The organism is Streptomyces sp. JJ66 (assembly GCF_019303495.1).
Taxonomy (GTDB): domain Bacteria; phylum Actinomycetota; class Actinomycetes; order Streptomycetales; family Streptomycetaceae; genus Streptomyces.
Window position 1 is genome coordinate 1 of sequence record NZ_JAEVFI010000025.1, and the last position, 13,580, is coordinate 13,580.

General features: G+C 72.6%; 10 protein-coding genes and 1 pseudogene. 5 read left to right on the top strand and 6 right to left on the bottom strand.

Going from position 1 to position 13,580, the window contains the following annotated elements; genetic code table 11:
• The coding region (locus JJV70_RS17235) for an amino acid--tRNA ligase-related protein (protein WP_306823480.1) at positions 1 to 312 on the top strand (312 nt) is incomplete at its 5' end.
• A gap of 59 nt (positions 313 to 371) precedes the next feature.
• On the opposite strand, the pseudogene JJV70_RS23545 reads toward JJV70_RS17235, so the two are convergent.
• Together JJV70_RS23545 and JJV70_RS17240 are read right to left on the bottom strand one after the other, a co-directional pair.
• A pseudogene (locus tag JJV70_RS23545) lies at positions 372 to 662 on the bottom strand (GNAT family N-acetyltransferase); the annotation flags it as partial.
• 9 nt (positions 663 to 671) lie between these two features.
• Positions 672 to 1,619: a hypothetical protein gene (locus JJV70_RS17240; protein ID WP_219048897.1), complete on the bottom strand. Its 948-nt coding sequence runs from the start codon at positions 1,617 to 1,619 to the stop codon at positions 672 to 674.
• Positions 1,620 to 2,134: 515 nt separating this feature from the next.
• Here JJV70_RS17240 and sigJ point away from each other — a divergent pair.
• Positions 2,135 to 3,004 (top strand): RNA polymerase sigma factor SigJ, encoded by an 870-nt coding sequence (sigJ, locus tag JJV70_RS17245; RefSeq protein WP_219048898.1) that lies wholly within the window; start codon positions 2,135 to 2,137, stop codon positions 3,002 to 3,004.
• A 206-nt stretch (positions 3,005 to 3,210) separates the two neighbouring features.
• Here the strand turns inward: sigJ and metG are convergent, their stop codons facing one another.
• Positions 3,211 to 4,923 carry a methionine--tRNA ligase gene (gene metG / locus JJV70_RS17250; protein WP_219048899.1) on the bottom strand — a complete coding sequence of 571 codons (1,713 nt, stop codon included), beginning with the start codon at positions 4,921 to 4,923 and terminating at the stop codon, positions 3,211 to 3,213.
• Positions 4,924 to 5,250: 327 nt separating this feature from the next.
• Between metG and JJV70_RS17255 the strand changes: the two genes are divergently transcribed.
• Positions 5,251 to 7,323: a PhoX family phosphatase gene (locus JJV70_RS17255; protein WP_219048900.1), complete on the top strand. Its 2,073-nt coding sequence runs from the start codon at positions 5,251 to 5,253 to the stop codon at positions 7,321 to 7,323.
• Positions 7,324 to 7,511: 188 nt separating this feature from the next.
• On the top strand, positions 7,512 to 8,606 hold the full coding sequence (locus JJV70_RS17260) for an ABC transporter permease (protein ID WP_257574113.1): 1,095 nt from the start codon (positions 7,512 to 7,514) through the stop codon (positions 8,604 to 8,606).
• A 32-nt stretch (positions 8,607 to 8,638) separates the two neighbouring features.
• Here the strand turns inward: JJV70_RS17260 and JJV70_RS17265 are convergent, their stop codons facing one another.
• From JJV70_RS17265 to JJV70_RS17275, 3 genes are all read right to left on the bottom strand, one after another.
• Positions 8,639 to 9,049 carry a DoxX family membrane protein gene (locus tag JJV70_RS17265; RefSeq protein WP_219048901.1) on the bottom strand — a complete coding sequence of 137 codons (411 nt, stop codon included), beginning with the start codon at positions 9,047 to 9,049 and terminating at the stop codon, positions 8,639 to 8,641.
• 190 nt (positions 9,050 to 9,239) lie between these two features.
• A complete protein-coding gene (locus tag JJV70_RS17270; RefSeq protein WP_306823481.1) occupies positions 9,240 to 10,391 on the bottom strand; it encodes an ion channel in 1,152 nt (383 codons plus the stop codon).
• 88 nt (positions 10,392 to 10,479) lie between these two features.
• Positions 10,480 to 11,733 (bottom strand): APC family permease, encoded by a 1,254-nt coding sequence (locus tag JJV70_RS17275; protein ID WP_308294868.1) that lies wholly within the window; start codon positions 11,731 to 11,733, stop codon positions 10,480 to 10,482.
• Between the two features lie 300 nt (positions 11,734 to 12,033).
• Here JJV70_RS17275 and JJV70_RS17280 point away from each other — a divergent pair, with 300 nt between their 5' ends.
• The gene (locus tag JJV70_RS17280) at positions 12,034 to 13,419 is read left to right on the top strand and encodes a hypothetical protein (protein WP_219048903.1); all 1,386 of its coding nucleotides are present in this window, start codon (positions 12,034 to 12,036) and stop codon (positions 13,417 to 13,419) included.
• Positions 13,420 to 13,580: the final 161 nt, after the last annotated feature.

Here is a 13,580-nt window from a genome sequence, read left to right on the forward strand (position 1 = left end):
GCCATCCGGAACCACGAGCCGGAGATCATGTACGAGGCGTTCGAGATCGCGGGCTACTCGCGCGAGGACGTCGAGCGCGAGTTCGGCGGCATGCTGCGGGCCTTCGCCTTCGGCGCCCCGCCGCACGGCGGCATCGCACCCGGCATCGACCGCATCGTCATGCTGATCGCCGACGAGCCGAACATCCGCGAGACCATCGCCTTCCCGCTCAACGGCAACGCACAGGACCTGCTCATGGGCGCCCCCAGCGAGGTGGACGAGGCCCGGCTGAAGGAACTGCACCTCTCCCTGCGCAAGCCCCCGCCGAAGTAGCACCCCACCCGACGGACGCCCGCGTACCGCGTGCCGCACCAGCNNNTGTTCGGGGACAGCACCGACAGATGGACGCACCGCAGGTTCGTGACGTGGAAGGCGTAGTCCAGGGTGAGCCGGGTCGCTTCGGTGCCCATGCCGTTGCCCCTGCTGTCTGGGCTGAGCTGGATCACGAATTCGCCGGTCCGTACGTGGTGGTCGATGAGTACGGCCGTGGTGCCGACGGGCGTCAGAGGCGTCGTGGTCATGTCGTAGACGGTGAAGCGTAGTTGGTTGTCGGTGCTGTGCGCCTGGTGCTGGAATCCTTCGTTGCGGTTCTCCAGTGAGTCCGGTGTCTGACGGCCACGCATGACGGGTGGCTACGCCAAAACGTCAATGCGGCCCCGGCAGGCCGCGCGGATTGCCTGAAGATCGGCAACGGCCAGCTGTTGCTTGGTCTCCTCGTGATGCGGTGCGTCGATGACCGCGATCAGTGTGCGCCCCAGCTCCGTGATGGATTCGGTCGGTAGCACGAAGGAACCAACCAAGTGAAAGCCGGTGTCTACCCGAGTGAGGAGTGTGACCTCCAGGAGATCCCAGGCACGCCGAGCAGCCGCCTGTTTGTCCTGCCGATCCACGTCTGCGGCGCGGCCGAGCTCTTCCAGAGATCTGATCATCTCCGTGGTCCGCAGATGCAGCGTGGTACAGATCCTCCGCACCCGGGCGAAGACCTTCAGGGTTACGGCGGCTCCTGCCGCACCCAGAGTGAGCGTCGCTCCCAGCAGAACCGGCCGGAACCGCTCATCATCCTGGGTGTACTGCATGAACCACAGCACGCCGATCAGCCCGCACCAGAGGGCGAGAGTTCGCACCGGCGCAGCTCTGCCGAGCCTGCCTCGGAGGCGTTCGACCGCGAAGTTGCTTGGCTCGACGCCGGTGCCGTATACGAACTGAAGGCACCACACCAGAAGCAGCAGCCCGGCAGCCTTTGCGCGGTCGTCCGGTGCCGACACCAGAGCCAGCCACGCGAACAGAGTCACGAGGATGAGGTAGTACGCCAGGGGAGCTGCGGTGAATCGGCGTTGGCTCTCCTTGGGCAGCCCCTCGTACCAGGGCTTGAGCAGCCAGGGGACAGGTATTGCGAGCGCCACGCTGACCGGGAGCTGAACCATCAGCCAGACCCTGGAGCCCGTGGCGATGGCTGCGAACATGAGCATGGGCACCGTGAAACCGAGGCCGGCAGCGATGAGGAATTGCTGGTTGACCGTCAGCCCTCTAACCCGTGTAGCTATCTCCAGCGCGCGCAGGCGCTCTTTGATGTTGAGCACGGGTAGGGCCTTCCAGGATCTTGTGCCGTCTATCGGCACAGCGGTCTGCCAACCTATGTCGCGACGCTGACAACAGCTCCTTCGCCAGGTGACGAGGGCTGGTAAGCAGCAGTACCCGGCTCGACTTGCTCGTCCCGCTCGTCGATGCGCGTGAGGAGCACACCCCGCGCCCTCTTTTCAGAGGTATCACGCCAACAGCCATCAGGCTTCGAGAGCTTGATTCGCAGGAGTGACCAGGCCGTTCCGAGTGCCTGAGGTCCCCCTCGTGATCTGCCGTTACGCACCGCGAGTGCCGCCGGGGACGGTTGAACCGGGTGGGCGTCACGAAGATGGCGACAACGGCATGGAAGTATGCCTTGGCGTTCCCGCCGAGGCCCTGTGGCCCGCCAGCATGCCGGGGTGCCCAGATGGACAAGGCCGCGCCGCCATCCCGCGTTGGCTCGTGACCCCTGGTGTCACAGTCGCCGGGTGGGTTTCGTCATGCTTTCCGGAGCACACAGGAGCAAGGGAGAGGCATGGCGGAGCTGGCGGTGTTCGAGGAGCAGCGGGAGCGGCTGTGGGGGGTGGCGTACCGCATCACCGGGTCGGTCGCGGACGCGGATGACGCCGTCCAGGAGGCGTGGCTGCGCTGGCAGGCCGTGCCGGAGGGCACCGCGCGGGAGCCGCGCGCCTACCTGACGACCGTGGTGAGCCGGATCTGCTACGACCAGCTCGGTTCCGCCTACGCCCGGCGTGAGCAGTACGTCGGGCCGTGGCTGCCGGAGCCGGTGGTCACCGAGGCCGGTCCGGACGAGCGGGTGACGCTGGACGAGTCGGTCGGCATGGCGCTGCTCACCGTGCTGGAGCGGCTGACCCCGGCCGAGCGGACGGCGTTCGTGCTGCACGACGTGTTCTCCGTGCCGTTCCCGGAGATCGCCGAGGTGGTGGGCCGCACCCCGGACGCCGTGCGGCAACTCGCCTCCCGGGCCCGCAAGCGGGTCCAGGCGGAGGCGCCCCGGCGCTCGGTGGACCGCGGTGAGCACCGCAGGGCGGTGGATGCTTTTCTGGCCGCCGCCGCCGAGGGCGACCTGGACGCGCTGATGTCCGTGCTCGACCCGGACGTGGTACTCACCTCCGACGGCGGTGGCAAGGTCACTGCGGCCCGCAAGCTCCTGGTGGGCCGGGACCGGGCGGCGCAGTTCCTGCAGGGCGTCAGTAAGCGGTTCGACTGGTCGCGGGTGACGATCGCCGTGCGGGAGGTCAACGGCGCGCCCGGCGTCGTCTTCGCCGACCCGGACTCGGGGTGGTCGGCCGTCTACGCCTTCACCGTGCGGGACGGGAAGATCGTCGGCATCGACGGCGTCCTGAACCCGGAGAAGCTCGGACACGTGAGCTGGGGCGCCTGACCCCGCTGACCGCCGGTTCGCGGCGCGGGTGGCCCGCGTGAGCACAGGGCGCCTGAGCACAGGACGCGTGAGCACAGCGGGCCACCCTCGCGCGGGCTGTGCCCCCGCTCAGCGGCGGCCCGGCGCCTGCCTGGCCACGGCGCGGGTGACGCGCGGACGCACCGCGTGTCACCCGCGCGCAGGGCGGCGCCTTGGCACCGGCGCCGCTAGTCCTCCGAGCCGCCGAAGCGGTCGCGGTACGCGGCCAGGTCGTCGTCGCTGATCTTGGCGAACAGCACCGGCGGCACGGTGAACGGCGTCCCGGCCGGAACGGTGTCCAGCGCGCGGGCCTGCTCGGGGGTGACCCAGGTGGCGGTGTCGCCGTCCAGGGTGAACGCCGAGCGCATCGCGCGCGCCGAGGCCGGGATGAACGGCTCGGAGAGCACCGCGTACAGGTGGATGAGGTTCATCGCGGTGCGCAGGGTGAGGGCGGCGGCGTCCTGGTCGGACTTGATCTCCAGCCAGGGCGCCTTCTCCTCCAGGTAGACGTTGCCCGCGCTCCACAGCGCGCGCAGCGCCTGCGCGGCCTTGCGGAACTGCAGTGCGTCCAGCTGCTCCTGGTACTCGGTCAGCAACCCGGCGATCTCCGTGCCCAGCCGCTGCTCGGCCTCCCCGGGTGCGGCACCCGCGGGCACCTGGTCCCCGAACCGCTTGCGGGAGAAGGACAGCACGCGGTTGACGAAGTTGCCCAGGGTGTCGGCCAGGTCCTTGTTGACCGTCGCGGTGAACAGCTCCCAGGTGAAGCTCGTGTCGTCCGACTCCGGGGCGTGCGCCATCAGGAAGTAGCGCCAGTAGTCGGCGGGCAGCAGCTCCAGCGCGGCGTCGGTGAACACGCCGCGCTTTTGCGAGGTGGAGAACTTGCCGCCGTAGTACGTCAGCCAGTTGAACGCCTTGACGTAGTCCACGCGCTTCCACGGTTCGCGGGTGCCGAGCTCGATGGCGGGGAACATCACCGTGTGGAAGGGCACGTTGTCCTTGGCCATGAACTCGGTGTAGCGCACGTCCTCGGCGCGGTACCACCAGGACTCCCAGTCCCGCTCGGCCGGGCTGAGGTCCGCCCACTCCTTCGTCGCGCCGATGTACTCGATCGGGGCGTCGAACCAGACGTAGAACACCTTTCCCTCGGCGGCCAGCTCCGGCCAGGTGTCGGCCGGGACGGGCACGCCCCACTCCAGGTCGCGGGTGATGGCGCGGTCCTGCAACCCCTCGGTGAGCCACTTGCGGGCGATGGAGGACGCCAGCGTCGGCCACGCGCCGCCCACCTCGTCGATGAACGCCTCGACCTCGTGCGCCAGCTTGGACTGGAGCAGGAACAGGTGCTTGGTCTCGCGCACCTCCAGCTCGCTGCTGCCGCTGATCGCCGAGCGGGCGTCGATCAGGTCCGTCGGGTCCAGCACGCGGGTGCAGTTCTCGCACTGGTCGCCGCGGGCCTTGTCGTAGCCGCAGTGCGGGCAGGTGCCCACGATGTAGCGGTCCGGCAGGAAGCGGCCGTCGGCCAGCGAGTACACCTGGCGGATCGCCCGCTCCTCGATGAACCCGTTGGCGTGCAGGGCCCGCGCGACGCGCTGGGTGATCTCCACGTTCTGCGGGGAGGAGCTGCGGCCGAAGTAGTCGAAGGCGAGGTGGAAGCCGTCGTACACCGCTTTCTGCGCCTCGTGCTGCTGGGCGCAGAACTCCGCGACCGGCAGTCCGGCCTCCTTCGCCGCCAGCTCGGCGGGGGTGCCGTGCTCGTCGGTGGCGCAGATGTAGAGCACGTCGTGCCCGCGCTGGCGCAGGTAGCGGGCGTACACGTCGGCCGGGAGCATGGACCCCACCATGTTGCCCAGGTGCTTGATCCCGTTGATGTAGGGAAGGGCGCTGGTGATGAGGTGTCGAGCCATTGCGGCTGCTCCAAGGTCGTTACTGTGCGTGACTGTCTGCTCCGGGAGGCGCTGCACATCGTATCCCGGCAGGGCGGGGCCGCCGCCGGGAGTTTCGCGCGGTGGACGCCCGGGCCGGCCGGCATGGTCGCGGCCCCGGGAGGACGGCGGGGACGCGCTCGCGGCCCCAGCGTGCTCCCTGGTGCGCAGGTGCCCCAGGGCTTCCCCGGAACGCCGGTGCACGGCAGCCAGCCGTGTGATTCACGGCGCGTTCATGCGGGTGTAGCCCCCGGGTAGGTCTCAGGCTCTAGTTTCTCGCGCCGTACGGCTGATGACGGAGAGGTCCTCATGCGCAAGCAACTGCCGCTGCTCACCACCCACCCTGGCGGCCGGTCCGCCATGACCTGCCACTACCGCTGCGGTGACGCCTGCTTCCAGGAGGTGCCCAACACCAGCGACAACGCCTACTTCGGGGACATCGTGGCCGGGATGTCCCGGCGGAACATGCTGCGCGCCGGTGCCGTCGCCACCGTCGCCGCCGCAGCGGGCAGTGCGGTGCTCGCCGCCGCCCCCGAGGCCGCCGCGAGCGGACGCCCGGACTGGGCCGGTAACCCTGCCCACCAAGGGGGACGCGGCGCCAAGGGGCTGCGGTTCGAGCCCGTCGCGCCGAACACCCGCGACGCCGTCACCGTCGCCGAGGGGTACGACCAGAACGCCGTCATCCGCTGGGGCGACCCGATCCTGCGCGGGGCGCCCGCCTTCGACCCGGACCGCCAGAGCGCCCGCGCCCAGCAGGGCCAGTTCGGCTACAACAACGACTTCCTCGCCCTGCTGCCACTGCCCGGTGAGCGGGACCGCCAGGTGCTCTTCGCCAACCACGAGTACACCAACGAGGAGTTGATGTTCTCCGGTTACGACGCGCGAAACCCGACCCGTGAGCAGGTGGAGATCGCCTGGGCCGCGCACGGGCTGTCCGTCGTCGTCGTGCGGGAGGAGCGCCGTACCGGCAAGCTGACCGCCGTCTCCCGCCACCACCTCAACCGCCGCTTCCACACCGGCACCGCGTTCGAGCTGACCGGCCCGGCGGCGGGCAGCGACCTGCTGAAGACCTCCGCCGACCCCGAGGGCCGTACCGTCTACGGCACGCTGAACAACTGCGCGGGCGGCACCACCCCGTGGGGCACGGTGCTCAGCGGCGAGGAGAACTTCAACCAGTACTTCGCGAACGCCCAGGACGTCCCCGGCCCGAAGACGCGGGAGCGGCTGGCCCGTTACGGCGTCCGCGAGGGCGTCACCTCCCGCAAGTGGGAGCGGTTCGACGAGCGCTTCGACCTCGGCCGGGAGCCCAACGAGGTGAATCGTTTCGGCTGGGTGGTCGAAGTGGACCCGTACAACCCGGACTCCACCCCGCGCAAGCGCACCGCGCTGGGCCGCTTCAAGCACGAGGGCGCCCAGGCCACGCTCACCGCCGACGGCCGTGCCGTCGTCTACATGGGGGACGACGAGCGGTTCGACTACCTGTACAAGTTCGTCTCCCGCCGCCGCATGCAGTACGGCGAGAGCCGGGCCGCGCGCGAGCACAACCTGACGCTGCTGGACGAGGGCACGCTGTACGTCGCCCGGCTGGACGGCGACAGCCCCGAGCGGGAGATCGACGGCAGCGGCACCCTCCCGCGCGACGGTGAGTTCGACGGGCGCGGCCGGTGGATCAAGCTGGCCAGCGGTGACCGCTCCCACGTAGCGGGCATGAGCGCCGAGGAGGTCTACGTCTTCACCCGGCTGGCCGCCGACCGGGTGGGCGCGACGAAGATGGACCGCCCCGAGGACGTCGAGCCCAGCCCGCGCACCGGCAAGGTGTACGTGGCGCTGACGAACAACTCCGCGCGCGGCACCGAAGGCAAGGCGGGCCCCGACGAGGCCAACCCGCGCAATCGCAACAAGCACGGCCAGGTGCTGGAACTCACCGAGAACTACGACCACCCGGCGGCCGAGGGCTTCCGCTGGCGGCTGTTCCTGGTCTGCGGCGACCCCCAGGACGAGAGCACGTACTTCGGCGGCTTCCCCAAAGACCAGGTCAGCCCGATCTCCTGCCCGGACAACGTCACCTTCGACCGCTACGGCAACCTGTGGATCTCCACCGACGGCAACGCCCTGGGCAGCCACGACGGGCTGTTCGGCGTCACCACCCGTGGACGCGAAGAGGGCCAGGTCAAGCAGTTCCTCACGGTGCCCAAGGGCGCGGAGACCTGCGGACCGCTGGTGCAGGACCGGCGCGTGGTGGTCGCCGTCCAGCACCCCGGTGAGCTGGACGGGGCGACGGCCGACAACCCGCTGTCCCACTGGCCGCACGGCCCCGGCCAGCTCAACCGTCCCTCCGTCGTCGCCGTCTGGCGCCAGGACGGCGGGGCCATCGGCTCCTGACCCCACCGCCGGGCGGGTGCCGCATGCCCAGCATCCGGCACCGGCCCGGCGGTCCGCGCGGGGTGGACTCACCCACCCGCGCAGTGCCCGTGCCCGGACGGGTCACACCCGGGCGGGCACGGTGCCGGGGTCAGCCTTTCGGGCTGTGAACGCGTGCGGCGGGAGGGAGGGGGGCTGAGGGTGGGCGTATGGCAACCCGCTCGCACGTCCCTGTCCACGCCAAGGAGCGACGAGGCTTCGCCGGTGCCGTGTGGGGCGCGGTCACCCCGCGCGCCGCGCTGCTGGTGCTCGGCGTGCTCGCGCTCCAGCTCGCCTTCATCGCCTCCTACGTGGGCGCCTTCCACGAGCCCCGCCCCGACGGCGTACCGGTGGCGGTGGCCGCGCCCGACCAGGTGCGCTCCCAGCTCACCGACGACCTCGACGCCCTGCCCGACGGCCCGCTCGACGTCACCGTCTCCACCGCCGACGCGGGCGCGGCCCGGCAGGCGGTGGAGGACCGCACCGTGGACGGGGCCTTCGTCGCGGACCCGCGCGGCGACACCGACACCCTGCTGGTCGCCACGGCGGCGGGCGGAGCGCTGGCGGACGCGCTGACCGGCGTCTTTGAGAACGTCGCCCAGGAGCGGAACCGCTCGCTGACGGTGGAGGACGTGGTCCCCGCCGACGCGGGGGACGCGCGCGGACTCACCGCGTTCTACCTCGTCGTGGGCTGGTGCGTCGGCGGCTACCTGTGCGCGGCGATCCTCGCCATGAGCTACGGGGCCCGGCCCGCGGGGCTGCTGCGCGCCCTGGTGCGGCTGGCCGCCCTGGCCGTCGTCGCGGTTGCGGCGGGTATCGGCGGTGCGGCCATCGTGGAACCGGTGCTGGGGGCGCTGACGGGCGGGCTGTGGTCCCTGGCGGCACTGGGTGCGCTGATCGTCTTCGCGGTGGGCGCGGTCACCCTGGCCTTGCAGGGCCTCGCGGGCGTGGTGGGGATCGGGCTGGCGATCCTGCTGGTGGTCGTGCTGGGCAACCCGAGCGCGGGCGGCGCCTACCCGGGGCCGTTGCTGCCGCCGTTCTGGCAGGCCATCGGGCCGTTCCTGCCCCCGGGCGCGGGCACCTGGGCGACCCGCTCCATCGCCTACTTCGACGGGGCGGACATCGGGGGCTCGCTCCTCGTCCTCGCCGCCTGGGCGGTGGCCGGAACGGCGCTCACCGTGCTGGCGGCGATCCTGCGGCACCGCCGCCGTACCCGGGCCGCGCCCTGGCCCCCCAGAGACGTGGTGACGCCGGGCACGCCCTGAGCGCGCCACCGGACGCGCTCTCAGACGGGTGGTCAGAACAGCGGCCCGGTCAGCATCAGGCCGATGCCCTCGCCCTCCGACGCGAACAGGGCGAACAGCATCAGCGCGGCACCGGCCAGCGCCAGGTCCTTCAGGAAGTGCACCCGCTCCTGCTCGCGCGTGCCCGCGCTGCGCTCGGTCCAGAACGGGTGCATCTGGAACGCCGTCGGCAGCAGGAACAGGAACAGCAGCAGGGCGCCGAGGTCGGCCCAGATGCCGAGCACCAGCAGCAGCGCGCCGACCAGCATCAGCACGCCGCTGGCCTGGGTGGCCGCCCGGGGCGAGGGCACGCCCTTGGAGCGGGCGTACGCGGCCAGGTCACTGGTCTTGGTGAGGTGACCGAGCGCCGAGCCGAGGAAGAGGATGACGAACAGGATGCGTCCGACGAGGATGACCACGTCCATGACGACCTCCAGGATGTGACCTGCGTCACGGTGGACTACTAGGGTTAACGCCCACCGCCCCGCCCCTGTTCCACCCCAGCCCCTGTTCCACCCCAGCCCGGCCGCCCGGGTATCCGCTGGCCCACCACCCCGCCCGGCCGGGGCGACCGCACGGGTGCCCCGTGTGACGTGGGCGGCCGCCGGTGCGGCGCTAGCCGATGGGCGCCGAGCCGGGCGCCGGCTGCCCGGTGGCGGCCCGGCCCACCGGCGCGGCGGCCTTGCCGTCGGCCAGCGTGGCGTCGTGCAGGCGACGGTGACCGAGGTAGTACAGGACGGCGCCGGGGTGCAGCGGCAGGTCCCAGCGCGGGGCCACGGCGATGTCGCCGCCTTGCCGGACGGCGATGATCGTGGCGCTGAACTCGCGCCCGAACCACGTCTGGCACTCGCCGAACGACGACCCCGCCCACTGCTGGGGCAGCGTCGTCGAGTAGGTGTTCGCGGCCTCGGTGGGGGCCAGCATCTCGGTGTACACCTCGGTGATGCCCGGGTCCAGCGCCTCCTCGGTGAGCAGGCTGGGCATGTGCCACTGCACGCAGTGGAGGTCCGGGTTGACGTAGCGCAGCTGCTGGGCGCGGCCCAGGTCGCGCAGGGCGGCGACCGTGTGCGCGCCGGGCGCGAGATGGTGGACGGCGACGAGCAGCGCGAGCGCCTCGTTGTCGTCCCGCGCGTCGAGCACCACCGTCGCCGCGCGGTGGACGCACGCCCGCTTCAGCACCTCGACGGTGGTCAGGTCTCCCCGGACGAACGCCACCGACTCGTGCTCGGGCACCGGGTGCTCGGCGACGTCCTCCCAGGTGCCCAGCACGATGTCGGGCCGCCCCTCCGCCAGCAGCTCCCCCACCATCCGCTCGGTGCGGCCGGGGCAGTAGCCCAGGATGACGATGTGGTCGCTGAGGTCGAGCGCGACGGCGCCCTTCATACGCTTCCCCTTGATCGCCTGGATGTGCGTCGCCAGCTCGGTGAACAAAATGGTCAGGGTGGCGATGCCGCCGAAGACGACGTAGGCGCCGACGATCCGGCCCGGCAGGGACAGCGGGTAGAAGTCGCCGTATCCCACGGTGGAGGAGGTCACCAGGAACCACCACCAGTAGGTGTCCGGCTCGGTGATCCCGTTGGACTCGGGCTCCACCAGCCACATCGCCAGCCAGCTGGTGCCGAAGACCACCAGCACCACGACGAGCGCCACCCGCCACCCCCGCAACCGCGCGCGCACGACGCGCAGGAACCGGGCGAGAACAAGGGGCACGGGCCAACTCCCGAACAGACGACACACAAGGACCCGCATCGTACCCACCGCCGCCATGCCCCACCCGGGGCACCCGAGCACCGCGACGGCGCGCGCTGACCGGCCCCGGCGGTGGGCACCCTGACCGGCCCCGGCGGACGCGGCGCTAGCGAGCGTGGGGGCGGGCTCGGGAGCGGAGGGCGTAGGCGGCGGCTCCGGCGGTAAGGACGGCGGCGCCGGCCAGCACCGAGGACAGCGGCAGGGCGAACGCCAGCGTCAGGCATCCGGCGAGCCCCAGCAGCGGCAGCGCGCGCGGCGGGCGGCCCTCGTCGGCGCGCAGGGTCAGCGCGGCGGCGTTGGTGACGGCGTAGTACATCAGCACGCCGAAGGAGGAGAAGCCGATCGCCCCGCGCAGGTCCACCGTGGCCGCCAGCACCGCGACGACCGCGCCAACCGCCAGCTCGGCGCGGTGCGGAACGCCGAAGCGGGGGTGCACGGCGGCCAGCGCGGGCGGCAGGTGCCGGTCGCGCGCCATGGCGAGCGTGGTGCGCGAGACCCCGAGGATCAGCGCCAGCAGCGCGCCGAGCGCCGCCACCGTGGCGCCCGCCCGCACCACCGGCGCCAGCCACGACACCCCGGCCGCGCGCACGGCGTCGGCCAGCGGCGCCGTCGCCCGCCCCAGCCCGTCGGCGCCCAGCACGCTCACCACGGCCAGCGCGACGGCGGCGTACACGACGAGCGTGATGCCCAGCGCCAGCGGCACGGCGCGCGGGATGGTGCGGGCCGGGTCGTGCACCTCCTCGGCCAGGGTCGCGATGCGCGCGTATCCGGCGAAGGCGAAGAACAGCAGCCCGGCGGCTTGCAGGACACCCCCGGCACCGGCGGGGGCGGCGAGGACGTCCAGCCGGTCCGCGTCCGCCGCCGGGGAGGTGGCCGTGGCGACCACCACGGCCGCCAGCACGGCCAGCACGACGGCCACGATCACCCGCGTCAGCCACGCCGACTTCCGTACGCCCGCGTAGTTCACCGCCGTCATCACCACCACCGCGGCCACCGCCACGGCGGGCGCCTGCCCCGGCCACGCGTACGCGCCGACGGTCAGTGCCATCGCCGCGCAGGACGCCGTCTTCCCCACGACGAAACCCCACCCGGCCAGGTAGCCCCAGAACGGGCCCAGCCGCTCCCGCCCGTAGACGTAGGTGCCGCCGGAGGACGGGTAGCGGACGGCCAGGCGGGCCGAGGAGGTCGCGTTGCAGTACGCCACGACGGCGGCTAGTCCCAGCCCCAGCAGCAGCGCCGAACCGGCCGCCCGGGCCGCTGGCGCCAGCGCGGCGAACACGCCCGCGCCGAGCATCGCGCCGAGTCCGACGAACACCGCGTCGCCTACCCCGAGCTGCCGCCTGAGCCGTGCGTCGTCCACGTGCGCTGTCCCTTCCGTCGAGCCTGCCGGGGCTGCCGGGTCCGCCGCGCACCGGCCGCCCCGCCGGGCCGCCGCGTGGGGCGCCCGGTCCGTCGGCCGTTGCGCCGGGACCGCCGGGGCCGCCGGGTGGGGCCGTGGCCGCCGAGCCGCCCGTGCGCCGCCCGGGCTGTTGCGGCACGGGCGCGCGTCTCCCGGGCGCACGGTAGCCCGTCCGGGTTACGGCCCGGGGTTACCGTGGAGAGGGAGACGTGGGCGTCGCCGACCACGCGGGGCCCGACGCCGTCCGCCGAGGAGGCTGCCATGTCCGCATCTCCACTCCAGCGCACGGTGCGCGGCGTCCTGCTGCTGGCCGCTCTCGTCGCGGTCGGAGCCCTCGGCGCGCTCACCCTGCTCCCGGCAGGACCCGCGCAGGCGGCCGCCCCCGCGCAGGCCGGGATCGGCGAGGTGGCCGAGAACCTGCGCGAGGACCCCGTCTACGTCCACCCCGAGGCACGCGACCAGCTCTCCACCCCGGAAGCGGACGCGCTCGCCGACCGCATCGAGGCTGCCGACAAGCCTGTCTTCGTCGCCGTCCTGCCCGACACCGAGGCGTTCCCCGAGGACACCGTGCTCCGGGACGTGCGCGCGCTCACCGGTCTCAGCGGCGTCTACGCCATCCGGCTCGGCGACCGCTTCGACGCGGGCGCCGACCCGGGCGTGCTGGCGACCGACGCCGTGGACAACCTCGTCGGCGCCGTCCAGCGCACCGCGGGCGACGACGCCGAGGCCCAGCTCGGCCTCTTCGTTGACCAGGCGCTCGGGCAGGCCGGGGGCCGGGCGCCCACCTCCTGGAGCGACGGCGCGGCCACCGACACCGGACTGCCCGAACTGCTCGTCCTCGGCGGGCTCGTCGCCGCCGGTGGCGCCACCGCCCTGGCGGTCCGCCGCCGAAGCGCCGCCCGGCAGCGGGAACGCGAGCGCGCGGAGCTGGAGAAGCTGCGCGTCGTCGTGGACGAGGACATCACCGCGTTCGGTGAGGAACTCGACCGCCACGACCTCGACCTCACCGCGCCCACCACCACCGACGCCCAGCGCGCGGACTACACCCGCGCGCTGGACTCCTACGACGCGGCCAAGCAGCAGATGGCCGCCGCTACCCGGCCGCAGGACGTCCGCCCGGTCACCGAGACGCTCGGCGAGGGCCGCTTCGCGCTCGCCACGCTCGCCGCCCGGCGCGCGAACCGGCCGCTGCCCGAGGCACGCCCACCCTGCTTCTTCGACCCACGGCACGGACCGTCCGTCACCGACGTGCGCTGGGCTCCGCCCGGCGGCACCGAACGCGACGTGCCCGCCTGCCAGTCCGACGCCGACCGGCTGGCGGCGGGCGAGGACCCCGACGCCCGTCTCGTGGCCACCGAACGCGGCCCCCAGCCGTACTGGAACGCCGGACCCGCCTACGCCCCCTGGGCGGGCGGCTACTTCGCCGGCGGCATCCTGCCCGGCATCCTCATGGGCACCATGCTCGGCAGCATGATGACGGCCCCCGGCGCCTATGCCTACGGCGGTGACGCCGCCATGACCGAGGGCGGCGACTACTCCGGCTCCGACTTCGACTCCGGGGGATTCGGCGGCGACTTCGGCTCCGGCGGCGACGTCGGCGGGGGCTTCGGGGGAGGCTTCGGCGGCGGCGACTTCGGCGGCTTCTGACCCACACCGGCCCTGACCCCTGTGGGAGCCCGTGGGCTCCCACAGGGGTCACCGCCTGGTGGCCCCTTCGCCCCACCGACAGAAGCGGACCTGCCCCCTGGCTGACCCCCACCAACGCGAGCAGCTGGGCGGTCACCCGGATGGGCCGTCACCCACGGGGC

Bases quoted from the DNA above. Each gene is read 5' to 3' on its own strand.
- JJV70_RS17270 (WP_306823481.1), bottom strand. From the start codon at position 10,391: ATGGCGGCGGTGGGTACGATGCGGGTCCTTGTGTGTCGTCTGTTCGGG.
- sigJ (WP_219048898.1), top strand. From the start codon at position 2,135: ATGGCGGAGCTGGCGGTGTTCGAGGAGCAGCGGGAGCGGCTGTGGGGG.
- JJV70_RS17255 (WP_219048900.1), top strand. From the start codon at position 5,251: ATGCGCAAGCAACTGCCGCTGCTCACCACCCACCCTGGCGGCCGGTCC.
- metG (WP_219048899.1), bottom strand. From the start codon at position 4,923: ATGGCTCGACACCTCATCACCAGCGCCCTTCCCTACATCAACGGGATC.
- JJV70_RS17265 (WP_219048901.1), bottom strand. From the start codon at position 9,049: ATGGACGTGGTCATCCTCGTCGGACGCATCCTGTTCGTCATCCTCTTC.
- JJV70_RS17260 (WP_257574113.1), top strand. From the start codon at position 7,512: ATGGCAACCCGCTCGCACGTCCCTGTCCACGCCAAGGAGCGACGAGGC.
- JJV70_RS17280 (WP_219048903.1), top strand. From the start codon at position 12,034: ATGTCCGCATCTCCACTCCAGCGCACGGTGCGCGGCGTCCTGCTGCTG.